This window comes from Fulvimarina manganoxydans (assembly GCF_900176465.1).
GTDB lineage: Bacteria > Pseudomonadota > Alphaproteobacteria > Rhizobiales > Rhizobiaceae > Fulvimarina > Fulvimarina manganoxydans.
This window is the reverse complement of the sequence record NZ_FWXR01000021.1, coordinates 64,000-89,782: the sequence shown is the minus strand read 5'-3', so window position 1 is coordinate 89,782 and position 25,783 is coordinate 64,000. Positions and strand designations below refer to the sequence as shown.

Here is a 25,783-nt window from a genome sequence, read left to right as displayed (position 1 = left end):
CGATCCGCGAAATTCTCGAGACCGTCACAAATCGCGAATGTTCAAACTATCTCGCCAATTCAGGTTATGCACCGAGGTAAAATCATCTCGCTCTAAGCTCTGTCATGGAACGGTCCTTCTCGTTCGAAGAGGTCAGCCCTCTCCCTTGTCACATAGATGCCGCAGAGCAGGGGCCGTTCCTCATCTTCAGCGGACGTATGAAATGATCTCCGCTGGCAGCCCGAGCGTCGTCTGAGCCCCTCGCCGGACATTGCCAAACGGCTGTCTCGACGCCGAGAATTGTCCCATCAGCCGATCGAACCGAAATGTCCGGCTCGTTTCCGCCAAGAGGCGCGATTCGATCCATTCGATAATCCCATGCCACTCTCTCGCTTTGGTGGTCAGGGCCACCTCTCCGAACCATTGAGCGGCCAATACTCGCGACAGGGTTCGTCAGCGAGCCGGAAGGCGCAAGCGCTCGCCGGTTTCCCGGTCGAAATAGCGCAAATCGTTCGGATCGAAGGTGACCATCAGCGTCTCGCCGGGCCGCGCTCGGACACCACGCCGGGCTTCGATCGTCAGCGGGAGGCCAGCGCTTTCGCGCCCCCCTGTTTGCCTGATCTCCCCATAAATATAGCTCGTCGAGCCGAGATATTCGGCGAAATCGACGCGGAGCGGCAGGGGGCCGATCATGCCGGAGCGCTCCTGGTCCAGACGCGCTCTGTCGAGGGAGGCGGGAACGACGACGAGATGTTCGGGCCGAATGCCGACATCGAAGGGTCCCGCCCCGAAAGCATCGGGTACGCAACGTCCGAGGGAATGGCCGCCGACCATCAGCACGCCATCCCCGTCGAGCTCAGCCGGCAGAAGGTTCATCTTCGGCGACCCGATAAAGCCTGCCACAAAGGCATTGGCCGGATCGTCGTAGATTTCGGCGGGCCGCCCCACCTGTTCGAGGCGTCCACCCCGCAAGATGACGATCTTGTCGGCCAGTGTCATGGCCTCGGTCTGATCGTGGGTGACATAGATCATCGTGTTGCCGAGGCGCTGATGGAGCTTGGCGATCTCGATGCGCATGGCCACCCGCAATTCGGCGTCGAGATTGGACAAGGGCTCGTCGAAGAGGAAGATCTGCGGATCGCGGACGATCGCCCGTCCGATCGCGACACGCTGGCGCTGACCACCTGAAAGCTGGCCGGGTCTGCGATCGAGAAGAGGCTGCAGCTGCAGTATCTCGACCGCCGAGGCGACGCGCCTCTCGATCTCGGCCTTCGGCGCGCCGTTCATGCGCAGACCGAAGCTCATATTCTCCTTGACCGACATATGCGGATAGAGCGCGTAGGACTGGAACACCATGGCGATCTGGCGCTCGGAGGGATCGGTGTCGGTCACGTCCCGCCCCCCGATCCGGATCGTGCCGTCGCTCGCATCCTCAAGACCCGCGATCACCCGCAGAAGCGTCGACTTTCCGCAACCCGACGGTCCGAGGAACACGACGAACTCGCCGGGTTCGACGGCCAGGTCGATCCCGTGCAGAACGTCGACCGTCCCGAAGGATTTACGGACTTTCGAAAGGGTGAGGCCACTGCCTTCGGCGTCCGCTATGGTTTGCCACCTCGCCTGCGCGCCCATTATTCGGCCTCCCGTCTCACCCAGACCAGCATTTCGCCGGGCTCGCGATTGTCCCAGGCGTAATAGGGCACGAAGGTCAGCGTTCCTTCTTCGCGAGACGGCGGCGTCGATCGGTAGAGCGCGCCCGTTTCGTATCGCTCGCGACGCCCCCCACAGGCGATGCGCACGAAACCGCCGAGATCGTCGATCGCCTCGCATCTGAAGGCCGGCTCCGCCGGCAGGACCGCGCCATTGAGGAAGCTGCCATTGTCGGCGCCTTCGAGGCAGTAGACGAGGGGGCCACGGGCGAGCGCCGCCCGGCCCTGATCATTGCCGACATTGGGATGGGCGAAGATAAGGCGCGGGACCATCTCGATGGCGAGAACGATACGCTCGCCGCCACGCCATTCCCGCTCCAGCCGCACATAGCCTTCGGCCATATGAGCGTCCAGATCGATCGCCTCGCCGTCGACGGCGAGCGTCGCACCGCTGGCCCAGCCGGGAATGCGCAGGGAGAGGGCGAAACGCGCCGGCGCCTCCAGTGCGCCGAATTCGATCTCGACGCGTCCATCCCTGGGATAGGCCGTCCTCTGGGTCAGCGTCACCGTCCGAGAGGCCACCTCGACCGTCGCCTCGCTCTCGCAATAGAGATGCACGGCGATTTCGTCCTTGGCAAGGCCGTAGATATAGGTCCCTATCGAGGCGATCAGCCGCGACAGATTGGGCGGGCAGCAGGGGCAGCGATGCCAGCGCCATCGATGATGATCGCCCCGGCTCTCCAGGGGGTTTTCGTAGAAGAACGTCTCGCCGTCGAGCGAGATTCCCGACAGGGCGCCATTATAGAGGGCTTGTTCCATCACATCGGAAAAACGCCGATCGGGCCCGCGCCCCAACATGCGGCTCGCCCAGAAGACGAGGGCGACGGAGGCGCAGGTCTCGGCATAGGCGCTGGCATTTGGCAGATCGTAATCGAAGGTCAGGCCTTCGTTCTGAGCGGACGGGCCGAGGCCGCCCGTTACATAGAGGTTCTTCTCGGTCAGATGCGACCAGAGCCCTTCGAGCGCGGGGGTCAGCGTCTCGTCGGCAAATTCGGTGCGCACATCCGCCATGCCGCTGTAAAGATAGGTGGCGCGCACCGCATGACCGACGATGCGACGCTGATCGCGTACCGGTTCGTGCGACTGATTGTATTCCTGGGTTCCGAACCAGAATGCGCCATCGGCTTCTCCGCGGACCTTCGCCTCCTCCTCGAAATAATTCGGGGTCTGGCCGCGCTGGTCGACGAAATATTTGGCGAGCGCCAGATAGCGCCGCTCGCCGGTGGCGCGGGCGAGCTTGACAAGGGCGAGTTCGAGTTCCGGATGGCCTGGATAGCCGCGTAGCTGCCCTTCGCCTGTGCCGAAGACCGTGGTGATATGGTCGGCATAGCGCGACAGGATGTCGAGGAAGCGCCGCTTGCCGGTCGCCTGGAAATAGGCTACCGCGCCTTCCATCAGATGGCCGGCATTGTAGAGCTCGTGGCGGTCGCGCAAGTTCGTCCAGCGCTCGCCGGGCTGAATGCGCTGATACCAGGAATTGAGATAGCCGTCCTCGGCCTGGAGACGGGCATAGGCGTCGATCACATCGTCGACCCGGCGCTCCAGCTCGGCATCCGGGTGGCGATAGAGGGCATAGGCCGCCGTCTCGATGCTCTTGCCGAAATCGGAGTCCCAAAACATCTGGGTGGTGACGGTGTTGCCATGCTGGAAGGGGATCCGGATTCCGGGATTGGGTCGGTCCGGATCGACCTGGTCCAGCATGCCGGCCTCGATGCAGCGATCGAAGAGCATATGGGCGGTCTTGGTGGCGATGGTGTCGATACGCGGGCCGAAGAACCCCCCGACCGTGACCTGGCGCAGTTGCGGCGGCCGGAAGGAAGCGGCCGAGCCTGCGGCGATCGAAGACTGTTTGTTCATGAAGTCACCTGAGGATGGGTCGAAACCAGAGACCGTCATTTGACGGCGCCCGCGGTCAGCCCGCGGATGTAGAAGCGCTGCAAGGCCAGGAAGACGATGAGGCAGGGGATCATCATGGCCGTGACCCCGGCCTGGACCGCGCCCCAATCGACCGAGCCGAAGCGACCGGCGCGCACCTGGGCGATCAGAACCGGCAGCGTCAGCTTGTCCGGATCGGACAGGAAGATCAGTGCGGCCAGGAACTCGTTCCAGGCGTTGAGAAAGGCGAAGATCGCCACCGTCGCGACGCCCGGCATGACGAGGGGTAGAAGGACGCGGAACAGCATCTGAAAGGTGGTCACGCCTTCCATGCGCGCCGCCTCCTCGATCTCTTTGGGCACCGCGTCGAAGGCGTTGCGCATCATGAAGATCGAGAAGGGCAGTTGCAGCGTCGTATAGACGAGGACGAGGCCGATCAGGGTGTTCTGCAGGCCGAGCTTGGCAAGCAGGATGAAGAGCGGGGTGAGGATCGACTGGAACGGGATCATCAACGTCGCCATGATGAGCACGAACAGGACGTTGCGCATGGGAAAGCGGAAGCGCGAGAAGCCGTAGCCGGCAAACAGGCTGACGATCACAGACAGGACGACCGTCATGCCGGCGACGAAGCCGCTATTGGCCGAGTGGCGCAGGATGCCCTCGCCCGCCGCATCGAGGCGCAAATAGCTGTCGACGCTGACGCCTTGCGTCGGCCAGGGCGGCAGCGGCACCTGAAAGGCTTCAGACCCGCCCCGGAAGGAGGAGAGGATCGTCCAGAGGATCGGCGCCAGAAAGGCGGCCGCCACCAGAAGACCGACAAGGGTCGACAATGCGAGGGACAATCTCTTGGCTGTGGCGGCGGTCATCGCGCATCCTCCTTGGGATCGCGGATGATCCAGAGCTGCACGACGCTGATGGCGACGAGAATCGCCAGAAGCACGATGGACAGGGCGGAGCCATAGCCGAGCCGGAAGGAGACGAAGGACTGGTTGAAGATCCAGTAGACGGCCGTCAGCGTCTGATTCTGGGGGCCGCCCGAAACCATGATGTAGAACTGGTCGAAAGCGAGCATCGAGCCCGAAATGCAGAGGATCAGCGCCAAACCCACAGTGCGCCGCATCAGAGGCAGTGTGAGGAAGCGGAAGCGCTTCAACGCGGAGACCCCGTCGATGCGCGCGGCCTCCGTGATATCCTCGGGAATGCTCTGAAGGCCGGTCATCAGGATGATCATGGTGAAGCCCGCGACCTTCCAGACGACCATGGTGATGATCGAGGCGAAGGCGAGGTCGAAACTGCCCAGAAGATTGACGCGCCCGTTCGTCAGGCCGAGGCGTTCCATGAGCGGGCTGAACAGTCCGTTGTCCACATTGAGTAGCCACACCCACAGGAGCGAGGCGGCGGCAAAACCGACCACGACCGGCAGGAAATAGATGGTGCGAAACACGTTCTGGAGGGGGCGCGGCTTCTCCACGAAGATCGCCAGTGGAAAGGCGACCGCGAAGATCGCGATCGTCACCACCACGGTATAGAGGACGGTGAAGCCCATCGCGTCCCAGAAGCCGGTATCGGAGAGCATGCGCCAATAGTTGTCGAGGCCGATGAAGCGCGGCTGGCCCAAGAGCGGCCAGCGATGAAGCGACATCCAGGCGGTCATGGCGACGGGCGTCAGGAAGAAGAGGCCGACAAGGAGGAGCGCGGGGACGACGAAGAGAAAGCCGACGAGTTGACTCTTTCGCTTTCGTTTTCGCTTGTGCCCGCCGCACGGCATGGCCTTGCCGACCGTGACCGGCTGGGTGACGATATTCGACATAGGATCGTCCCGGTGGTTCGAGGATGGACGGTTCGGGCAGCGCGCCCGGCAGGCTCGGGGCCGAGGCCGGACGCGCCGCATCGTCCGCTGGGAGGAGACGCGGGCGATCAGCTGCCGAAGTCGATGGTTTCCTGCATCTGCCGCTCGCCTTCGGCAATCGCGGCATCGGGATCGTCGCCATAAATCGCGGCGGACAGCATCTGGATCCAGGGCGAGTTCGCACTGTTGATGATGTCGTTGAAGACGACGGAGTAAGGCGTGTGCCCCGTGGGGACGGTCGCTGCGGCGACCTGAAGCCGCGAATCCTGGTCGGCCATGATCTTAGCCGAAATATCGGACCGCGCCGGCAAGCTTCCATATTTCGCCATCAGGGTCTGGCCTTCGGGGGAGTAGGCGAATTCCAGAAACGTCTTGGCAAGGTCGACATGGTCGGAGCCCTTGGTGATGACGAAATTGTCGCCGCCGACAAAGGTGGATGAGCCGCCGTCCTTGCCGGGGATCGGGGCGACGCCGAAATTCAGATCGGGGTGCTGGGTGGTCAGGACGCCGATCGTCGCCGCTCCGACCACCTGCATCCCGATCCGGCCGTTCTGGATCGACAGGAAGTTGGTGCCGTTGTCGGTGCGCGCGCTTGCCGCGATCGACCCATCGGCGATCATGTTGCGGAAAAGGTCGACCGCATCATGCATTTGCGGCGTGTCGAGGGTCGCCTTGGAGCCGTCATCCGAGAGGATCCGGCCATTCGAGGCCCAGATCATCGGCGTGAAGGAGAAAATGGTGCAGCCGGCGCAGTTGCCGGAAAAATAGAAGCCGTCGATGTCATCGCCGAGCGCATCGACCCTCTTGGCCATGTCGCGCCATTCGGCATAATTCGTTGGCCCTTTTTCGGGATCGAGCCCGGCTTTTTCGAACAGGTCCTTGTTCCAGGCCATCACCGAGGTCTCGGTGGTGAAGGGCATGCCGTAGATGTCGCCCTGATAGGTGGCGACCGAAAGGTGCGCCTTGGAGAGGCTGTCGAAATACGAAAGACTCTTCGCCCAATCCGTCAGCGGTTCGAGTTGGCCGGACGCCGCGAAGGACGGAGTATAGATCAGATCGAGCGCGACGGCGTCGGGCGCCTCGCCGCCGGCCAGAGCGGTCGCATATTTCTGGACCATTTCCTGGAAGGGAACCTGGACCACCTGGACCTGGTCTTCGTGGCTTTCGTTGAAGGCCTTGACCAGCGCCGGGATCGTCTCGCCCTGGCCCGAGCGCGACCATAGTGTCATCGTTTCGGCCGATGCAGGCCCGGCCAGAAGCGCCATCGCGCCGGCACAGGTCATCAGTCTTGCGACGATCTTCGAATAAGTATTGGAGCGGGTCATGCATGTCCTCCCTTGGCTTGCGATTCCCGCCGGCGGACCTCCCGTCCGCGCATGGAAGCGGTTCTCGTTCGGATATCAGGCATGCGAGCGGGGAATGGCCCCCGGCGCGGATGCCGAACGGACTGCGCGGGGGCATCGGGCGGTGCGGATTGGCCGCCCGGATGCTCTCGATCTTATTGGTCACGCGCCGGGAGGCCGGAACCCGGCATCCCGTTTTCGCCCGGCGCTTCAGGACATGTCCCGCCCCGCGCCGCAGGAGCGGCGCTGGATCAGCCGGCAGGGCAGGTATCGATGGCCGGGCGCGACGGGTCGCCCTTCGATCAGCTCGAGAAGGGTCTGCCCGGCCTGCCGTCCGAGTTCGACGAGATTCATGTCGATCGTCGTCAAAGGCGGCCGCACCGCATCGGCGAAGATTTCCCAGTTGTCGAAGCCGACGATCGCCACATCCTCGGGCACTTTGATCCCGCGCAGCGCAAGAGCATCGGCCAGGCCGCGAGCGATCTGATCATTGCCGCAGAACACCGCGTCGGGGCGTCCGGCGGACGGCACGCCATTTGCGAAGAGGCGTTCTGCGGCCGCAAAGCCCCAAGCCTCGGTCCAGGCACCCGTCAGCGGCTGCAGAAAGGGGTCTCGGTCATGGGCACGGCTCGCTTCGCGCCAGCCGGCGATGCGCTTCGCCACAACGTCGAAACTGTCCGGCCCCGTGACATGGGCAACACGTGTGCGACCACTGGCGTAAAGATGCTCGACCGCGAGACGGGCCCCCTGGACCTCATCGACGAAAAAGCCGATCTCGTTCGGCCCGCATTCGGAATAGACGTGGATGATCGGCATTGTGAGGCTGGCGAGATCGATGGGAAGCCTCGCATCGGCACGCCGACCCGATACGATCAGCGCGTCGACGCATTTGTCCTGCATCGCTTCGACATTGACCTGGGCGCGGCGCGGGTCATTGTCGAGAACGGGACAGAGAAAGACCGATACTCCCTCGTCGACCAGCGCCTCGGAAATACCGCTCGCGACGGGAAGCGTGAAGCGGCCATAGGTGTCGTTCGTCAGAAGCCCGACGGTGAAGGAGCGCTGCTTTAGGAGCCCCCGCGCCATGGCATTTGGGCGAAATTGTAGTTCAGAGGCTGCCTTGAGGATCCGTTCGCGTGTATCCTCTGTCATCCGGCCGTTGCCGTTCAGCGCCTTCGAAGCCGTCGAGACGCTCACACCGGCATGGTGGGCGACCTCTCGAATGGTAACTCGAGCTGAGCGATTAGCAGAACCAGCAAACACGAACCACCTTCTGAGAAAAGGTTTTCTCAACCTGCGTGACACGAAGAGTCGGGAACCCTATTCGCATCGAGCACAGGTGAGAAAACGATTTCCCAAACCATTCCATGGCGCTGATAGCGTGTCAAGCCAGAAATCGAACACTAAGGGAGAAACACCGGCCCTGTCGCAAACTCTCGCCGCTTAACGATTCGGGGACCGTGACGTTGGCCCCAAGTTTTTTCCAGCAGGGAGCTCGTTTCCGGTGGTCATGTTGCCATGACGGGCCGGATGTGCGGCGGGCTTCGGTGCGGAGCCGTCCATCAAGTGCAGCCCCGGAGCCCGTCGCGTTCGCAAGGTCACGGCGAACGCGGGTAGATTGCTCCTGCCGAACGGGAACTGGAGCTTCCAATTCCTTCTCCCGGTGCTAGTCCAGCCAGCGGCGTAAAGTCGACAAGCCGATCACGAGACTCTCGGCAATTTCCTTTTGCCTGCGGCCGCCCGCTGCAACGAGCCGCACAGCCTCGGCCACGAATCCCTTGCCGAGTTTCTTACGAAATGCTGCTCTTTCCTTCAGAAGAGCTCATCACTTTCCGAAGGCAAGTCTACTTGACTGCCACTTCAGTCTTTCGGCGATCGTGTTCAGGATCATGGCAACACTCTTCATCGGTGAGAGAGCGAAAATCGGTCAGTACGGGCACCGAACCGTGAGGCCGCGAAATCTTGCGACAGGGCCGTTTGAAGCCGAACTGAGCGATTGGAGAGCCAAACGTTTTTTCGCGGCGAAAAAAGCAACGGCGAAACAAAACGTAATAGCAGGGCCAGAATATTGTCAGGTTGTGGCGGAATATACCCACCCATTGTGAAGGGGATGCCACATGCGGACACGAATTCGCGCTTTGCCGGGTTATTTGTCTACGATATCGCGGCGCTTTGCGACCCAGGCGGTCATATCCGGAACGGTGATGATCGTGCTCCACGCGGCCGGCGGCGGCGCAGGGCTCTACAAGACGATCTTCGGGCCGGGCGAGCCGTCGGCGTCCTCGTCGGACACAGTCGAGGTCGAGCCTTCGAACCGGCAGAACGTCAATCAGGAGAAGTCGCCCCGGCTCGCGATCACCAAGCGCGCCGCCCCGACACCCGCGCATTCGAGACCGCAGGTCGAAACACGAAGCAAGGAGGGCGAGACGAGGGTGGCGACAGGCACTCCGCGGAGACACGACGACACGAGTATTCCGGACGGAGTCCTTCTGTTCACCGAGTGCCGCACAGCCTGCGAGTCGCGCGACCCGCTCCTGGTTTCAGAAGACGCGCCGAACGATGATCCGGGGCCCGTTGCAAGCGCGGAGAATCGGCCCCTGGTTGCGGAGGTTGGCCGGCCTGTTCCGTCCGTTTCCCGGGACAGCGGGATGGGCGGAGTGTCCGATTGGTTGCCCGGCGGCGCTACCCTGCGCGACGGGTTGGACGTGGCGGCCGCGACCGTCGATCACACTCTGAACAGGATCGATGCCATCGCGACGGCCTTGACGCCCTGGTAGGCGCTATCTTCGTCGATCCGCCGGAGACGGTCTCGAGAGGGAACACAAAGCGAGGCTCATCGCCTCGCTTTGTGTTTTTCGATCAGCTATTCGCACCGGGAACCAGCATCGCAGGGGTTATCGGCTGACCTTCGCCTGATCCGCCGCCGAGAGGCGGTCCAGACGGTGCGCCATCAGGCCCCCGGGCTCCGCCGGGCGGAGGCCCGCCGAAGCCCTGTGGCGGCGGGCCTTCGGGAGGAACGCCATCCGGCGGCGGCGGCGGAGCACTCTGCACGCTCTTTGCCGACGGGTCGACGCCGACAATGAGCGCGACCTCGTAGGCCGTCTCGCCTTCCTTGACATAGGCAAAGGAAGCGTCACCGGCCTGTTTGGCAATCCAGTCATTGGCGTTGATCGTGTCACGCTCCCCTTGCCGATCCGAGTAGGGCGCAATGTTCTGGTAGATATAGGCCGACAAGGCGTCCGGGAAGAAGATCTGACCTGTCAACCGGGTCGTCTCATTGGTGAAGACCTTGAAATGGATATGGGTGGTCCGACCCCGATACCAGCCGGGATAGATCGTCAGGAACTCGACCACACCGCCCTCGTCGGCCATCTGGGTGCCGCGCAGAAAGGTCTCACCTTTGGTCGAAACCGGATGCTCGCGGTCGTCGCCCTGGCCCGCATAGTTCGAGTAAAGACCGCTCGCATTGCAGTGCCAGAGGTCGACACGGGCGCCTTCGATCGGCAGGCAGTCGGCATCGACCACCTGCATGCGCAGCTTCAACGGAATGCCGGCATGCCCCTCGGTGATGTCCCGACGAACCAGTTTGGGATCGAAGTAATATGGGCCTTCGGTGACTTCGGGTGTCAGTCGGCAGATATTCTGTCCGATGAGCAAGCGGCTTGTTGCAGCGGGCGTCTGTGCCGCCACAGCGCTGCGCGGCAGGATTGCCGCACCCCCGATCGTTGCTCCCGTCAGGGCAAGAAACCGGCGGCGGCCGGGGTTATGTACTGTCATGGCGTCCTGATCCTCTTTGCTTGTACGGCGCCCGGCCAGACGCCGAGCTGGGATTTCCGGGCTGCTTCTTCGATGCTCTGCAGTTTGAGATCCGATTTCAGATTCGGATCTCAAAGTTCTGCCGTTCGTTTGCGCATCGGATGACCCGACAACCGGACCCACTTTCCGGAAAGCACGATGCGTAGGTTCAACGAGTTCGAGCGTCCTGTGCGCGTCCAATCGGACGCGCGGCGCTCTAGCGTGCGGCCGCGACGATGGCGGCGACGAGGCCGCTCTTCGTTGCAATCAGCAGATAATCGCCGTCCACCTTCACCCAGCGATGCCTCTCGTCGGGGCGGCGGAGCCCATGCTTCTGCCAGTCCGAAACCACATGGCCGCGATAGGCCTTGGGAACAGTTCCGCCGCGGCGATGCCAGTCCCGGCCATGATCGGCGCGATGGGCGTTAACTTGCTCCGGCGCTTCCCGCTTGGCCTCGGTAAGTTTGGGGGTCGTTTGCCGGGACTTGACCTCCCTGGGTGTGGACCCCTTGGGTGCGGCGTGCTCTTCACTGCGCTTCTGCTCGCCTTCTTTCGGCGCCTGTGCAGGCAAGAGCTTCCGGGACGACTGCGCCATGGCCGGCGAGGTAGCCGTGAGAGCCGGGGCGGCGAGCGTCATGGACAGCGCGATGGCAATCGATCGGGTCAGCATGATTTCCGTTTCCTCCAGTGGATGGTTGGTCGGGAAGCAAACGGGGAGAACGCCGGCGCGATCCGGTTACGAAACATGTCTATTGTTGCGCCGTGTCATCCGCTGGCCGAAAGCAGCGGCAGCTCGATCCTCTGGCTGAGGCCGCCTCCCGGACGGTTCGCGATCAGAATGAGACCGCCGATCTGGTCGACGATCTCCTTGGCGATTGCCATGCCGAGCCCCGCACCTGGCTTCAACTGCCGGCGGCCGGGATCGACCCGGAAGAAAGGCTCGAAGGCCCGATTGATCAGTTCTTCGGGAATGCCCGGACCCTCGTCCCTGATTTCGAGCAGGCCAGTGTTGCCGGAACGGGAAACCGCGATCCGGGCAATCTCTCCGTGGACGGCCGCATTTTCGATGAGATTGCGCAAGGCGCGCTTCAGGGCGAGCGGCCGTGCCAGGACGTACATCGCCTCCTCGGGATCGGGCTCGAATTCCACATTCCTGCCGATTTCGCGAAGCTCGGAAGCGATCTCGTCGACCATCGAAATGATCTCGGTTTCCTCGGCCGCATTCGGATCCACCTCCTCGCGCACCAGCCGGATGGCACTGTCGGCAATGCGGTCGAGCTCGGCGAGGTCTTTCAGCCACGTTCCGCGCTCGTCGTCGGGAAGGAACTCGGCGCGAAGGCGCATGCGGGTCATCGGGGTTCGAAGGTCATGGCCGGCGGCGGCGACGAGCCGCATGCGGCTCTCGACGGCCGTGCGCACTTGACTGGTCAGTCGATTGAGGGCCGAAGCCGTCGCCCGGACCTCCGCCGGACCGTCTTCAGGAATATGCGCGGGCAGACCGTCCGGTCCGATCGTCGTCACCGCCTGGTCGAGAATGCGCAAGGGCCGCGTCATTTTGTTCGCGGTGAACATCGACACGGCCACGGCGCCGAGAGCGACCGCCGCCATATAGGCCAGGAATACGGGCCAGCGACGCGGTGGCATGCCGAGATAGGGCAGATAAGCCCAACGGCCCGGGGCAAATTCGAAGGCAAGCTGGCGGGCGCCCGTGTGGCGGTCGTCGACCACCTGCACCGGGATGTCGAGACCGGCATCGGCCAGGGTCTCGCCGATGCCACGGCTCGAGCGGACAACGACCGCGCCGCTGCGCAGCGGCTCGGGGCCGACTTCGATGCCGAGTTGTTCGGCCGCCGTGGGGTCACTGCGCAGAACCGACGCGACGATACGAACCTCCTCGGCGAAGACCCGGGAAAAATTGTCGCGATCGGGATGTTCCAGAACAAGGATCGCCACAAGGGCGGCGATCATCACCACGCCCAGGATCGCGCCGACCAGAAGCAGCGCCAGACGTGAGCGCAGCGACTTCACGCCTCCGGTCCCCCATGGCGATCGACGCGTGTGGCGAACTGGTAGCCGCCGTTTCGCACGGTCTTGAAGAGCCGAAACACCCCGCCATCGTTGAACTTACGCCGCAGCCGGCTCATCGTCACGTCGATCGAGCGGTCGAAGGGGTCGGACGAGCGCCTGTGCAGAAGATCCATCAGGATGTCGCGCGACAGGACGCGGCCGGGACGGTCCAGGAAGATCGTCAACAGGTCAAATTCGGCCCCGGTCAGTCCGATCTCCTTGTCGTTTGGCCCTTTGACCGAGCGTTGCTGGGGATCGACGATGAAGCCCTCGAAAACATAGCTGTGCGCCACATCGCTTTCACGGGACGTGGGCTCGCCGCCGCGCCGGAGCACGGCGCGAATGCGCGCCGCGAGCTCGCGCGGGTTGAACGGCTTGCCCAGATAGTCGTCGGCGCCGAGTTCCAGTCCGATGATCCGGTCGACGTCTTCCTTCAACGCCGTCAAAAGGATGATGGCGATGTCCGGCCGGCGCTCCTTAAGGTCCCGGCAGATATCGAGACCCGACCCGTCGGGTAGCATCACATCGAGGACGACGAGGTCGACGCGGCTATTGGCGATTTTCTGTTCGCACTGTCGGCAACTGGCTACGATCTGGCAGCGGAAACCCTGGCCGTCGAGATATTTGCCGAGAAGGCGTCCAATTTCGGGGTCGTCGTCGACGACGAGAACGCTGGGGTGGGTCATGGTCAATCTCGGGTTTCAGGGAAAGGTCGTTCAGGATGGTTTGACTCCGTCCGCTGCGGGAAGCGAGATCGGTTTTGTTTCGTCATCTTGCGAAACGGCAAGGAGCAATGTTTCGTTACAACTTTCCCCTGCAGGCGAGAGCCTTTGTAACACTCGGCCTCATGCCTGCAACAACTGGTTCCTACGTTGGGGTCATCACGCCATCAACGGAGGAAAACGTGATGACAACGAAGAACCAGAATAAGGCCGCTCTCGGCAAACCTTCGCGCATCGTGGCAGCCCTCATGGGGGCGACGCTCCTGGCGAGCGCGGCTCCGGTCTATGCGCAAGGCCAAACTCCTGGCGGGCAGCCCCCGCAGTCTGAGGTCGAGCGCAGTCTTCCGCCCAAGCCCGACGCTCGGCGGCACCAGAAGCCGCAACGCATGGTAGAGCACCGTGGGGGCGAGCGCGATCATGGTCCGCATCGCTCCGGCCCCGGCCGCCGCGGACCTGGCGGACCAATGATGTTCTCGCCGGCCAAGGTGGCGGAAGCGCTCTCCACCCTGGAGACGGGGATCGGCATCCAGCCGGACCAGATGGAAGCCTGGCGCAGCTTCACCGGCGCAGTGGTCTCTTTCACGGAGGCCGTGCAGCCGCCCCGAATGGGCCCGCCGCGCGAGGGCCGGCCTGGCGATCGCGGTCCCGGCGACACCGGTCCGGATGCGGGCGGTCCGCTTATGGGACCGGATGATCAGGCGCCGCAGCCCGGTGATGCCGGACCAGACGCCTCCCCGCCGTCAACCGTCTCGACGCCGCAGGATCAAGGCAACGGTTTCCGCGCCCTCGATATGCTCGACCGGTTCGCCGACAGGGCCGTGGATGCGGGCGAAAAGGCACAGGCGCTGAAATCGGCCATTGCCGATCTCAAGACCGTGCTGACCCCCGAGCAGGCCGCCACCGCCCAGGCGCTTGTGCGCGACATGATGCGCGATGCCCGCGGTGACCGGGGTCCCGGCATGCGCGGTCCCGGCATGCATCGCGGCCCCGACCGGGATGAGCGACGCGGCCACCACGAGATGCGTGGCGACAGGGATGGTCCGCGTCACGGCGATCGTCGGTGGGACGAGCAGGGCCGCGATGGTCCCGATCGTCAGCCCTCCCGCGGCTGAACGACGGAACGAGGCGGCAGGTAATTGCAAAACACATCGCCCCGATGGCGGCCGGCATCCTTCGCGGGTGCCGGCCGCATGCGTTTAAGGCAGGGCAGATCACCAAGCTTAAGCTGCTTAAGCGTTCGATGCACAGACAACCCGATTTCGAACTCGGGTCTCATGCTCCATTGGGTTGTGAGGCAGCGGGCATGAAAAATCACCTCGGGAATAGCAGCTCTCAGGGGAGCGGGTTGCGGGTGATGCCTTTGAGAAAAATGTCGACGCCATCATTCACAAGCGTATCCAGCGCGTCGCCTTCGGGTGGTTCGGCAAGACCGAGAACGGCATCGCGCAGCCCTTCGGCGACGATCATCGAGACGAGCATCATGGCAGTCCGTTCAGCCTGTCGTATTTCAAGCCTGCCCTCCTTGGCGTAAGCCGCGAGCTGGTCAGCGAGCGGTCTGATCGCCAGGCGTTTGACGGTCTGGACATAAAGAGCGGCGACATGAGGAAATCGCTGCCCCTCGCTCATGACGACACGATAGGACGCAATCCCGTGTTCGGAAAAGGTGAGCCCGGCGAAGGCCTTCATGAAGGCCTTCAACCACTCGGCCGGGGTCAGGCCGGCCGCGGCGGTCGTCACGGGGCCGACCGAACGCGTCACCATGGCATGCATTACCGCTTCAAGAAGTGCCTCCTTGGACGGTACATGCCTGTAGATCGTCTTCTTCGACATTCCAGCCGCTGACGCGATCCGCCCGACATTGGCGTCGTTGAAGCCGTGCCGGCGGAATTCCGCCAGAGCGCTCTCCAGCAGGGGAGGAGGAAGTTCGGTATTCGCCTTGTCGTCGCTCATGAACCAACTTCTAAACCGCAATATCAAAAGGGGTCGATCGGAAACTCGCGGGTTTCCAGCGACGAACCGCGTTCCTATATCCTCGCAAAGCACCGACGCCGGGGCCGCCAGACCGCAGCTTCGACCGTTAAGCCAGAGCGAGAAGCGCCATGAGCCATGTGATTCCACGCCCCAAGGGACTGCCCCTGATCGGCAATCTTGCCGAGATCGATCCTGAGGCTCCCGTCCAGAGCATCATTCGATTGGCAAAGACCAATGGCCCTTTGTTTCGCCTGGAAATCCTCGGCAACAGCCTCGTCATCGTCGGCAGCCAGGCGCTGGCCAACGAATTATGCGACGAAACCCGGTTTCAAAAGGCGCTGCACCGGCCCCTCGAAGAAGCCCGCACGGTGGCCGGCGACGGTCTCTTCACCGCCTATGACGAGGAGCCGAACTGGGGCAAGGCACACCGGTTGCTGATGCCGGCCTTCGGTCCCCTGGGCCTCAGATCGATGTTCGATCGGATGCTCGACATCGCCGAACAGATGATGACGCGCTGGGAGCGTTTCGGGGATGGGGCGGTGATCGACGTCGCCGACAACATGACACGTCTCACCCTCGATACGATCGCGCTGTCGGCCTTCGACTTCCGCTTCAACAGCTTCTATCAGAGCGAATTGCATCCCTTCGTCAACGCCATGTCCCGGGCGCTGGAGGAGTCGGGCCGGCGTGCGCGCCTGCCCCACGGCGTCGGCCGTCTGAACCTGCTCCGCAATCGCCTGTTCGAAGCCGACACGCGGGTCCTGCGCGAGGTTGCCGACCGGCTCATCGAAGAGCGCATCCGCGATCCGCGTCTCGGCGAACGCGGCGACCTCCTCGACCGGATGCTGACCGCCAGGGACCTCGAGACCGGCGAGACTCTCAGCCGCGAGAATGTCGGCTACCAGATGATCACCTTCCTGGTGGCCGGGCATGAGACCACCAGCGGGCTCTTGAGCTTCGCGACCTGGCTCCTCCTGAAGCATCCCGAAACGCTCGCCAAAGCCAGGGCGCATGTGGACCGGGTGCTCGGGGGCGCGACGCCGGGCTTTGAGGATATCGGCCGCCTCTCCTATCTCGAGCAGATCCTTGAGGAGACGCTGCGCTTGTGGCCGACGGCCCCGGCCTTCGGTGTGCATGCGCGCGAGACGACCACGATCGGCGGGCGCTATAAGGTCACGCCGGAGGATGTCCTTCTCATTCTGACGCCCGTTCTGCATCGCGACCCTGCCGTCTGGGAGGCGCCCGGAGAGTTCCGGCCGGAACGCTTCGCCCCGGATCGGGCCGCCAAGCTGCCGCCTCATGCCTGGAAGCCTTTCGGCAACGGCCAAAGGGCCTGCATCGGTCGCGGCTTTGCCATGCAGGAAGCGGTGCTGGTGCTCGCTTTGATGCTGCAGCGCTTCGACATCACTCTGGCCGATGCCGACTATAAGCTCGTGGTGAGCGAGACGCTGACACTCAAGCCGAAAGGGCTGCGAATCCATGCGCGCCGCCGCGACACTGGCGACAGGCCGGTGGCGCTAACGCACAGCCCGCATCCAACCGAAGCTCTGGCGCCGGTCGCCTCGGCAGAACCAGCCGCGCCGCAGGCCGATCTCGGTCCACTCACGGTTCTCTATGGCAGCAATTCCGGCACCAGCGAAGCCTTCGCCCAGCGCATCGCTGGGGAGGCCGCCGCCCGTGGCTATCAGGCAACGCCCGCCCCAATGGATCAATATGCCGAGGGGTTGCCGAAGGACGGACCGCTGATCCTCGTCACGGCCTCTTACGAAGGCCAGCCCCCCGCCAATGCCGGGCAGTTTCTTGCCGCGATCGAGGCTCTGCCGGCAGGCGCCTTGACCGGGCGCCGCTTCGCCGTCTTCGGTTGCGGCAATCGGCAATGGGCGCGCACCTATCAGGCCATCCCCAAACGTGTCGAGAAAGCCCTGTCGAAGGCGGGCGCAGACCCCCTCCTGCCGCGCGGCGAAGGGGATGCCGCCGGCAATATCTTCGGCGATTTCGAAAGCTGGTTCGGCGCCCTGTGGCCAGCCCTCGCGGCCGCCGAGGGGCGCCAGGCAAGCGGCGGGGACCTTGCGTCTCTCAATGTCGAGATTCGCTCCGGCATCCGCGAGCGCGCGCTGAAGCTTGACGAGATGCAGCGCGCTACTGTCGTCGCGAACCGCGAACTGGTCGACATGACCAAAGAGGGCGCCCGGTCGAAACGGCATATCGAAATTGCCCTGCCTGCCGGAATGCGCTATCGCGCCGGCGATTATCTGGCGGTGCTGGCCAGCAATCCGCCGCAAACGGTGCGGCGTGTCCTCTCGCGCTTTTCCCTCGCACCCGATACCGAGATCGTCATCAAGAGCGCGCCGGGTGTGTCGTCCTTGCTGCCGGTGGACCGGCCCGTGGCGGCCGAAACCCTGTTTGCGGATTATCTCGAACTCCAGCAGCCCGCGACCGCCGGTCAGGTCGCGGCCCTTGTCGAGGCGATCGCCTGCCCGCCGGAACGTGAAGCCGCCCAGCGCCTGTCGGGCCCCGAAGTCTATTCGCCGGAAATTTTAGACAAGCGCGTCACCCTTCTCGACCTTTTGGAGCGGTTTTCGTCGGCCGACTTCGCTCTTGGCGACTTCATCGCCGCCATGCCGCCAATGCGGGCCCGGCAATATTCCATCGCCTCCTCGCCGCTTGTCGACGCGGCGCGTTGCGCTCTGACGGTCTCGGTCCTTTCCGCGCCTGCGCGAGGCGGCGCTCATCGCTATGAAGGAGTCGCGTCGACCTTTCTGGCGCGCCTTGCCGAGGGAGACAGTTTCGGCGCCACCGTTCGGCCAAGTCAGGTCGGATTCCATTTGCCTGAAGATCCGACACTGCCGATCATCATGGTCTGTGCCGGCAGTGGCATCGCCCCGTTCCGGGGCTTCATCGAAGAGCGCGCCGCCTTGCAGCAGGCGGGGACAGCGATCGGCCCGGCACTCCTCTTCTTCGGAGTGCGCGATCCCGAGACGGATTTTCTCTACCGGGACGAGCTGGAGCGCTGGCAGGACGACGGCGTCATCGACCTGCGCATGGCGTTTTCTGAAAGACCCGTGGACGGCGTCGCCTATTCGCAGGATGCGATCTGGCGCGACCGCACCGAGATCGCCGACCTGTTTCGCGCCGAAGGGCGCGTCTTCGTCTGCGGCGACGGCACGCGGATGGCCGCTTCGGTCCGCGACACATTCCTGCGCATCTATCAGGAGGCCATGAATGTCAGCCGGGAAGCCGCCGAAGCCTGGGCCGAGGAGATCGAGCGCGAGGCGACCCGCTACGTCGCGGACGTGTTCGGCTAGAGCCTCCTGGCAGGACGATGCCAGCCCGTTGTCGCAAGAGCCGGTGCTACAGCCAAGCGCCGGATCATAAGTCCACAATCTGAGATTGTTAATCACGTGAAAGGTAAAAGTCACGCCACTCAGAGTAGAAAAAAGGCCTTGCCACCTCCCGTTCAAGGCGAACGGGGAAAAACATCTCCATCGGACAAAGGATCAATTTTAAAATGAAAACAATACCGATCATCATGGCTCTCAGCCTGCTCACCGCGACAAGCGCCTTCGCTCAGTCCGACACCCGGCCAGACCCGCTAGCGAAGCTGCCGCCGGCCAACAGTGTCAAGCTTTCGCAAGTGATCGCCAAAACCGAGGGGCGGCCGGGCTTCTACGCGATCAAGAGCGTTTCCTACTCGGATGGCGAGTATGAGATCGTCTACTTCATGGATGACGGTGCCGAAGTCCGCATGAACTACGACGCCGAAACCGGCGAGGCGCGGCCGCCAAAGGAGGGCGGATTATTCGGGCAATAGCACCTGCCATCGAGGCCCACATCGGCGCGACCCTCACGAGGATTCTCGCCGGTGCCGGCTACAAGGGCCACAACGTCCAGCTGAGCCACCGCTTCAAGGTCTACACATCGGGCCAGAAATGCGGCATGGCCGACGCCATCTGGCGCGAGATGATTCGGCGAGCGGCTGTCGAACCAGTCACCAGCCATCTCAAGGCCAACCACTGGATGGGCCGCAATCCATCTCGCCCACGCCATTAGTGACGCCGCCAACGCTGTCCTCGCCGCCATTGGCTACAACTTCCGCCATATCCTCGCCTGGCTCAAGCTTCTTGTCGCCATCATGAAGGCCTCGATCTTCAGATTAATAATAGCCGCTCGACCTGCCGTCGCAGGTTGACCGGAGTCCTTCACGCTCGCCCAGTTCTCGTCAGCTTCTGGCGCTCTGGCGGACGCCGACCTGGTAGCCAACAAGGTCCCGCCTTCCCTCCGGCGTCGCGCCGATGATGACCAGCATGCAGGCAGCATCGTTTTCCATTTGGGCCTGGAGATTAAATCCGTCCGCCCAGACTTAGACGCAGCAGCCGGCCGAGCGTTATTTTGCACCGCATGGCGCACCCACCCAGGTCAACTCGATCAATGTCTTATTACCCTGGTCGGCCCCGAGACCCGGGGCCCGCTACACAGTGCTGCCCTTTGGGAAGTCGGTTCACCTGACAAAACGGCTTGCCGCAGTCTTGCTATCCAATCTTGATCGTGATTATGTTCTATATGGAACGATTCCATAAGGAATTATATTGCGCTGTGTCCCGGCTTCCGATCCTCGTTTGTCTCGCAACCTTCCTCGTGCTTATCCTCCGGGCGGCGGCGATGGCGCGGGCATGGAAAAAAGGTCGGCCAGCCACGGCAAGGCTGCTTCGCGGCTTCATCGAATTTCACCGCCGCTACCTGAACGACGTGCACCACGTCGTCGCCCGCGAGCCGTCTTCGGCGCGCATGCACGCCTTGCTCGTCGGCGGTTTTCTCGGCGCGTTGTCGTTCTTCCTCGCGTCTCTCGCACTACCCGCCGTCTCATTCTTGCCCGCCCTCGTTCTTGGCTGCCTCATTTTCATGCTGGCGGGGTTGCGGCTCGAATTTCAGCGGCGAGCCGATCCGCCGGTGCGGTTGTCGCGCGGCAGCTACCAGCGCTTGCCGATTCTGTTCGCTCTGGCACTCGCTTTCATGGGCCTGACCGCTTCGTCGTCCTTCGTCGCGCTCCCCAACGGCATCGACCTCGCCCTTACCCTGGCGGCGAACCTTGCAGGTCTCGTCGGCCTTGGAGGGCTTGCTTGGCTCGCTGGCACAGGGCCGATGCGCCACGCGGTGGCAGGAGCGATCTATCTCGTTGCTCATCCGCGCCCCGAGCGCTTCGGCCAAGGCCGCTCGACAGGACTGCGTCCGGTCGAACTCGGCGCTGCTCGACTTGGTGCGCGCACGGCGGAGGATTTCCAATGGCCGCAGCTCGCTAGCTTCGACGCCTGCGTCCAGTGTGGGCGCTGCGAGGTGGCGTGCCCGGCCTTTGCCGCTGGCCAGCCGCTCAATCCGAAAAAGCTGATCAACGACCTCGCCGTCGCTTCGCGCGGCACCGGCCAGCTCAGTTATCACGGCAATCCGCATCCCGGGCGCTGCCCCGACCTGCCGGAGCTTTCGCCCGGCATGGACCTCATCGCCAGAGACGACGCGCCCGGCCTTTCACCAGATACGATCTATGCCTGCACCACCTGCCGGGCCTGCGTCGAAGCCTGTCCGATGATGATCGAGCACGTGGACGCCGTCATCGACCTTCGGCGCAGCGAGGTGCTGAACGAAGGTCGTCTCGCCGGCCAGGCTCAAGTCGCGGTCGAAAATCTTCGGCAGACCGGCACCCTGTCTGGCGAAGCTCTCGACGCGCGTTTCGATTTCGCAACCGACCTCGCCATTCCGGTCCTGTCCGAGACGGGATACGCCGACATGCTGCTCTGGGTCGGCGAAGCGGCTTTCGACCGCCGAGCCCAGCGCACCATCCGCGCCCTCGTCAAGCTTTTGAAACACGCGGGGATCGATTTCGCCATACTGGGCGCCGAGGAGCAGGATTGCGGCGATCAGGCGCGCCGGCTCGGCGACGAGGCGACTTTCCAGTTTCTCGCCTGTGCCAACATCGAGACGCTCTCGCGCTATCGCTTCGACACGATCGTCACGGCGGACCCTCACGCCATGCACGTCTTGCGCAACGAATATCCGGCCTTTGGCGGGCACTATCGTGTCCGCCACCATACGGATGTCCTCGCCGAGCTCCTGGATCGGGGGGCGCTTCTCCCCTCGGGACGCCACGAAGGCCGGATCACCTATCACGATCCCTGTTATCTCGCCCGCTACAACGGGGAGATCGAGGCCCCGCGCCGCATTCTTGCAGCGCTCGGCGGCGACTTCGTCGAGATGGAGCGGTCGGGTCTGAAGTCCCACTGCTGCGGCGGAGGCGGCGCGGCGCCGCTGACGGACATTCCGGGCGAGCGGCGCATTCCCGACATGCGGATGGCGCAGGCGAGCGCCACCGGAGCGCACTGCGTCGCCGTCGCCTGCCCCGGCTGCACCGCCATGCTTGAGGGCGTCGCCGGCACCCGGGCCGATGTCCGCGATCTCGCCGAACTGCTGTGGGATCGCGTCGATGGAGCTTCGGCATGATCCGCCAAAGAGTTTCACCGCACGCCACCGCCCGGCAAGCCGCCTCCGGCCGCCCCCGTGTCAATCGGATGGCGCCGACGAAGGCCAGGCGCCTCAGAATCGACCCCCATATCGAGACCGGCCAGCGCCTGCGCCGCGAGATGCGTGACGAGGCTTCTGTCGCCGCGCCATCGACAACAGCGAGATCGCAACCGTCACTCCATGTCGCGCCCGCCGATGCGCCGGTGGTACTGGTCATTTCCGGCGTCGCCGAAGCCTGGCCCGGCGCTCAGGCCGATCTCCTCGGCACGGCCCGCGAGCTCGTGCCCGACGGCGCCATCGCTCTCGCCACGCTCGGAGATGTCGAATGCGACCCCGAAAGCGCCGGCGCCGACGGCCTCGTTACCTGGATCGGCGACTGCCAGTCTGGCGAGAGCCGGCAGGTTGGCGCCCTTCTTGCCGCGATCGCCCACTACCGCCCGGCGCATATCGTCCTGGCGGACGAAGCCGCTGACGCCGATCTTCTACGGCGCCTAGCGGTCGCCCTCGAAGAGCACCCCGCGCTTCAGGTGACCAGTGCCCGCGGCGGCAAGGTGACCTGTCTCGTGGATGCGGGAACGCGCCAGTTCACGGGGCCAGCGCCGAAACTCGTCGGCCTGAGACGGTCAGCCTGCGCCGCCTTCGAAGGCTTCCTGCGATTCGAGGCGCGCATAAGCGAGATCGATGCCTCGATGCCGGGCCGTGAGCCATTCACGGACGAAGGTCTCCTGCCGGTTCGCAGCGACACGCTTTCGCTCACCGAAGCGGAGATGGTCGTCGGCGCTGGCGCCGGCGTTACCGATTACGACAGTCTCTTTGCCGTCGCCGATTGCCTCTCTGGCGCGGTCGCCGGCTCGCGCGTCGTCTGTGATGCCGGATCGCTGCCCCGGGCTCGCCAGGTCGGCGCATCCGGCTCCATCATCGAAGCGCGCTTTTATCTCGCCTTCGGTATTTCCGGCGCGCCCCAGCACCTGCAGGGAATAAGGGCGTGCCGCTACGTGGTCGCGGTCAACACCGATCCGCATGCGCCGATCATGGAACGGGCCGATCTCGCAATCGTCGCCGATGCCCAGGCCGTGATGAGGGCTCTGACGGAGCGGATGGAGAAAGTTCCGCAATGAGCGACACGCCAAGCTTCACCGTCGCGGTGTGCCTCTCGATCGGGCGCCATCCCGTGTCCGGGCGGCCGCGCATGGCGCCCTGCGACCGGCAGGCGCTGGAGATGGCGATCGCTTCGGGCCACCATGTGGCCGCGTTCCACGCCGGGCCGGGCGACGAAGCGGTCCTGCGCGACTATCTCGGAATGGGCGTCGGAGAGATCTCGCACCTTGAGCTTGGCGACGGCGCCGACATCCTCGCAGCGTTGACGGAGGCGCTCGCCGCGCTCGATCCCGCGCTCGTGCTCTTCGGCGATGTGGCCGAGATTGGCCCCTCCTCCGGGCTCCTTCCCTACATGGTCGCAAAGATGCTGTCCCGTCCGATCCTGACCTCCGTGACGGGGTTCGAGCTGCGCGCCGGCGAACTGGCCATCACCCAGGCAGCAGCCGGTGGCCGTCGGCGCCTGCGACGCGGCGTTCCACCGGCGGTCCTCGCCGTGTCCCGAAGCGCTCCAGCGCCGCGCCTTTCGGCTTACGCCAGGGCCCGGACAGGCAAGATCATCACGCATCCAGCGACGGGCGAAACGCCCGCGATCACGATGCCTGAGCTCAGACCCGCCAAACGGCAATCGGCACGTTTGCGGCCTGGCCGAAACGCCGAAGCTGCGACCGGGCGGCGCCTTGTGGAAGACGTCACAGCCGAAGACGCAGCGCAAGAGATCCTCGAATTCCTTGCCCGCGCGGGCTTCGCCAAGGCTTTGCCATTCGCCGACACGCAACGGGCAAAGAACGGAAACCAAAATGTCTGAATACGCTGCGCTTTTCAAACCTTTCCGCCTGAAGCACCTGACCCTGCGCAACAGGATCTTCAGCACCGCGCATGCGCCGGCCTATGCCGAGAACGGCGTGCCCGGCGAGTGGTACCAGAACTACCATCTGGAAAAAGCGCGCGGTGGTATCGGCCTGACCATGTTCGGCGGCTCGTCCTCGGTGGCGCGCGATTCACCGCTGGTCTTCAGCCAGATATCGCTGGCCGACGATACGGTCGTTCCCTATCTCGAACGCTTTGCCGCGCGCATCCATGCCGAGGGTGCCGCAATCATGTGCCAGATGTCCCATATGGGTCGCCGGGCGGAATGGGACGGCGGCGACTGGCTGCCGCTGATCGCGCCCAGCGCGACGCGCGAAGCGATGCACCGTTCCTATTCCAAGGCGATGGAAGACTTCGATTTCGCCAGAGTGCGCAACGACTATGCGGCTGCGGCCCTGCGCCTGAAGGCCGGCGGTCTCGACGGCTGCGAGATCTGCGCCAACGCCCATCACCTCTTCGACGCGTTCCTTTCGCCGCTCCTCAACCGCCGGGACGATGACTATGGCGGCAGCACCGAGAAGCGCATGCGCTTTCCGTTGGAAATTCTGCAGGCGGTGCGCGAGGCGGTCGGCGAGAATTTCGTCTTCGGCCTCAGGATCACCGGCGACGATCTCGTCAAGGGTGGCTTCAACGAGGCGGAGGCACTCGACGTCATCACGAGCTTCGCCGGTTCCGGTTATCTGGACTTTCTCAACATCTCACAGGGAAACGGGGATTTCGGCAGCGGGCTCCAGTCGATGATCCCGGACCTTTCCTACGATTCCGCGCCGTTTCTCTATCTTGCCAGCGCCGTCAAGGCGGCGGTGGACATCCCGGTCTTTCACGCTGGTGCCGTCCGCGATCTGGCTTCGGCCAATCGCGCCGTCGAGGGTGGCCATGTCGATCTCGTCGGCATGACCCGCGCCCATGTCGCCGATCCGCATCTCGTCAGCAAGCTGCAAGAGGGGCGCGAGGACGACATCCGTCAATGTGTCGGAGCCAATTATTGCATCGATCGCGTCGGTCTCGGAAAGCCGATGGCCTGTATCCAGAACGTCTCGACCGGCCGCGAGGCGCAGCTTCCCCATGTCGTGGCCAGAACGTCGCAGCGCCGCAAAGTCGTGATCGTCGGTGGCGGCCCCGGCGGCCTCGAGGCCGCCCGCGTCGCGCGACTGCGTGGCCATGACGTCACCCTGTTCGAGAAGAGCGAAACGCTTGGCGGTCAGTTCGCCCTTGCCTCGGCCGTGTCCTGGCGCAGCAACATGAGCGGCATTCTGCGCTGGCTCGTCCAACAGACTGAAAAGCTCGGCGCAGACATTCGCATCGGGACACAGGCGACCGCGGACATCATCCGCGAGGAAGCCCCCGACGTCGTCGTGCTTGCCACCGGCGGACAGCCGGTGCGGCCGGATATGCCCGGCGCCGAGCATGCGCACAGCTCGCACGACATCCTGTCGGGCGCCGTCGAACCCGGCGCCAACGTTCTCATCTTCGACATTATGGGCCAGCATCAGGCCCTCACCGTCGCCGACTTCATCGGCGAACGCGGCGGTCTCGTCGAGATCGTCACCCCCGACCAGATGGTCGGCGCGGAAATCGGCGAGACGGCGCGAACCAGCTACATGAAGCGCCTGTTCGCCCGCGATCTGATTGCGACGAGCAGCCATCACCTCCAGGAGATCTATGCCGAGGGCAACGCCCTGATCGCCGTCTTGCGCGAGCATTATTCGGGCAAGGAGGTCGAACGGGAGGTAACGCAGGTCGTCTGCGAATTGGGAACGATCCCCAATGACGATCTCTACTTCGCTCTCAAGCCGATATCCCGGAACGGAGGCGAGATCGACCAGGACGCCTTCATCCATCTGGTACCGCAGACGATCACCCGAAATCCCGACGGAACTTTCGACCTCTACCGGATCGGCGATGCCGTGATGAGCCGAAACCTGCACGCCGCCTTATACGATGCCAGCCGCCTGCTGCGTGCCGTGTGATGTCCTCCAATCGAACTGGAGCACCAAG

Annotated in this window: 19 protein-coding genes and 2 pseudogenes; 9 read left to right on the top strand and 12 right to left on the bottom strand. The window is 63.9% G+C overall.

What is annotated here, in order from left to right:
• Positions 1 to 432: 432 nt before the first annotated feature.
• From B9A15_RS18290 to B9A15_RS18265, 6 genes are all read right to left on the bottom strand, one after another.
• On the bottom strand, positions 433 to 1,611 hold the full coding sequence (locus B9A15_RS18290; RefSeq protein ID WP_139798475.1) for an ABC transporter ATP-binding protein: 1,179 nt from the start codon (positions 1,609 to 1,611) through the stop codon (positions 433 to 435).
• Entirely contained in the window at positions 1,611 to 3,545 is a 1,935-nt protein-coding gene (locus B9A15_RS18285; RefSeq protein ID WP_084411980.1) for a glycoside hydrolase family 127 protein, read from the bottom strand. The genes B9A15_RS18290 and B9A15_RS18285 overlap by 1 nt, the downstream gene beginning before the upstream one ends.
• A gap of 35 nt (positions 3,546 to 3,580) precedes the next feature.
• Positions 3,581 to 4,429 carry a carbohydrate ABC transporter permease gene (locus tag B9A15_RS18280; protein ID WP_084411967.1) on the bottom strand — a complete coding sequence of 283 codons (849 nt, stop codon included), beginning with the start codon at positions 4,427 to 4,429 and terminating at the stop codon, positions 3,581 to 3,583.
• A complete protein-coding gene (locus tag B9A15_RS18275; protein ID WP_139798479.1) occupies positions 4,426 to 5,331 on the bottom strand; it encodes a carbohydrate ABC transporter permease in 906 nt (301 codons plus the stop codon). Before B9A15_RS18275 ends, B9A15_RS18280 begins: the two co-directional genes overlap by 4 nt.
• Before the next feature lie 149 nt (positions 5,332 to 5,480).
• Positions 5,481 to 6,710 carry an ABC transporter substrate-binding protein gene (locus B9A15_RS18270; RefSeq protein WP_084411979.1) on the bottom strand — a complete coding sequence of 410 codons (1,230 nt, stop codon included), beginning with the start codon at positions 6,708 to 6,710 and terminating at the stop codon, positions 5,481 to 5,483.
• Positions 6,711 to 6,965: 255 nt separating this feature from the next.
• Positions 6,966 to 8,018: a LacI family DNA-binding transcriptional regulator gene (locus B9A15_RS18265; RefSeq protein WP_342170512.1), complete on the bottom strand. Its 1,053-nt coding sequence runs from the start codon at positions 8,016 to 8,018 to the stop codon at positions 6,966 to 6,968.
• A gap of 854 nt (positions 8,019 to 8,872) precedes the next feature.
• On the opposite strand from B9A15_RS18265, the gene B9A15_RS18260 reads away from it, so the two are divergent.
• A complete protein-coding gene (locus tag B9A15_RS18260) occupies positions 8,873 to 9,532 on the top strand; it encodes a hypothetical protein (protein ID WP_139798474.1) in 660 nt (219 codons plus the stop codon).
• Between the two features lie 82 nt (positions 9,533 to 9,614).
• Here B9A15_RS18260 and B9A15_RS18255 read toward each other — a convergent pair whose 3' ends face one another.
• From B9A15_RS18255 to B9A15_RS18240, 4 genes are all read right to left on the bottom strand, one after another.
• The gene (locus B9A15_RS18255; RefSeq protein WP_084411964.1) at positions 9,615 to 10,532 is read right to left on the bottom strand and encodes an intradiol ring-cleavage dioxygenase; all 918 of its coding nucleotides are present in this window, start codon (positions 10,530 to 10,532) and stop codon (positions 9,615 to 9,617) included.
• A gap of 235 nt (positions 10,533 to 10,767) precedes the next feature.
• Positions 10,768 to 11,220: an RcnB family protein gene (locus B9A15_RS18250; RefSeq protein WP_084411963.1), complete on the bottom strand. Its 453-nt coding sequence runs from the start codon at positions 11,218 to 11,220 to the stop codon at positions 10,768 to 10,770.
• Positions 11,221 to 11,315: 95 nt separating this feature from the next.
• Positions 11,316 to 12,578: an ATP-binding protein gene (locus tag B9A15_RS18245; protein WP_084411962.1), complete on the bottom strand. Its 1,263-nt coding sequence runs from the start codon at positions 12,576 to 12,578 to the stop codon at positions 11,316 to 11,318.
• On the bottom strand, positions 12,575 to 13,303 hold the full coding sequence (locus B9A15_RS18240) for a response regulator (protein WP_084411961.1): 729 nt from the start codon (positions 13,301 to 13,303) through the stop codon (positions 12,575 to 12,577). Before B9A15_RS18240 ends, B9A15_RS18245 begins: the two co-directional genes overlap by 4 nt.
• Before the next feature lie 221 nt (positions 13,304 to 13,524).
• On the opposite strand from B9A15_RS18240, the gene B9A15_RS18235 reads away from it, so the two are divergent.
• Positions 13,525 to 14,451 carry a hypothetical protein gene (locus tag B9A15_RS18235; protein WP_084411960.1) on the top strand — a complete coding sequence of 309 codons (927 nt, stop codon included), beginning with the start codon at positions 13,525 to 13,527 and terminating at the stop codon, positions 14,449 to 14,451.
• 220 nt (positions 14,452 to 14,671) lie between these two features.
• Here B9A15_RS18235 and B9A15_RS18230 read toward each other — a convergent pair whose 3' ends face one another.
• Positions 14,672 to 15,289: a TetR/AcrR family transcriptional regulator gene (locus B9A15_RS18230; protein ID WP_084411959.1), complete on the bottom strand. Its 618-nt coding sequence runs from the start codon at positions 15,287 to 15,289 to the stop codon at positions 14,672 to 14,674.
• 149 nt (positions 15,290 to 15,438) lie between these two features.
• Between B9A15_RS18230 and B9A15_RS18225 the strand changes: the two genes are divergently transcribed.
• The 3 genes and pseudogenes from B9A15_RS18225 to B9A15_RS23895 all read left to right on the top strand — a co-directional run.
• A complete protein-coding gene (locus B9A15_RS18225) occupies positions 15,439 to 18,615 on the top strand; it encodes a bifunctional cytochrome P450/NADPH--P450 reductase (RefSeq protein ID WP_084411958.1) in 3,177 nt (1,058 codons plus the stop codon).
• A 224-nt stretch (positions 18,616 to 18,839) separates the two neighbouring features.
• Positions 18,840 to 19,121, top strand: a complete 282-nt coding sequence (locus B9A15_RS18220; RefSeq protein ID WP_084411957.1) for a PepSY domain-containing protein — start codon at positions 18,840 to 18,842, stop codon at positions 19,119 to 19,121.
• 32 nt (positions 19,122 to 19,153) lie between these two features.
• Positions 19,154 to 19,499: pseudogene (locus tag B9A15_RS23895) on the top strand (IS5/IS1182 family transposase); the annotation flags it as partial.
• 33 nt (positions 19,500 to 19,532) lie between these two features.
• On the opposite strand, the pseudogene B9A15_RS22655 reads toward B9A15_RS23895, so the two are convergent.
• A pseudogene (locus B9A15_RS22655) lies at positions 19,533 to 19,670 on the bottom strand (IS256 family transposase); the annotation flags it as partial.
• 200 nt (positions 19,671 to 19,870) lie between these two features.
• Between B9A15_RS22655 and B9A15_RS18215 the strand changes: the two are divergent.
• From B9A15_RS18215 to B9A15_RS18200, 4 genes are read left to right on the top strand one after another with little or no spacing between them, the layout of a single operon-like run.
• Positions 19,871 to 21,799 carry a DUF3483 domain-containing protein gene (locus B9A15_RS18215; protein ID WP_084411977.1) on the top strand — a complete coding sequence of 643 codons (1,929 nt, stop codon included), beginning with the start codon at positions 19,871 to 19,873 and terminating at the stop codon, positions 21,797 to 21,799.
• The gene (locus B9A15_RS18210; protein ID WP_084411956.1) at positions 21,796 to 22,938 is read left to right on the top strand and encodes an electron transfer flavoprotein subunit alpha/FixB family protein; all 1,143 of its coding nucleotides are present in this window, start codon (positions 21,796 to 21,798) and stop codon (positions 22,936 to 22,938) included. Before B9A15_RS18215 ends, B9A15_RS18210 begins: the two co-directional genes overlap by 4 nt.
• On the top strand, positions 22,935 to 23,723 hold the full coding sequence (locus B9A15_RS18205; protein ID WP_084411955.1) for a hypothetical protein: 789 nt from the start codon (positions 22,935 to 22,937) through the stop codon (positions 23,721 to 23,723). Before B9A15_RS18210 ends, B9A15_RS18205 begins: the two co-directional genes overlap by 4 nt.
• Entirely contained in the window at positions 23,716 to 25,755 is a 2,040-nt protein-coding gene (locus B9A15_RS18200) for an oxidoreductase (protein ID WP_084411954.1), read from the top strand. Before B9A15_RS18205 ends, B9A15_RS18200 begins: the two co-directional genes overlap by 8 nt.
• The last annotated feature ends 28 nt before the right edge of the window (positions 25,756 to 25,783 follow it).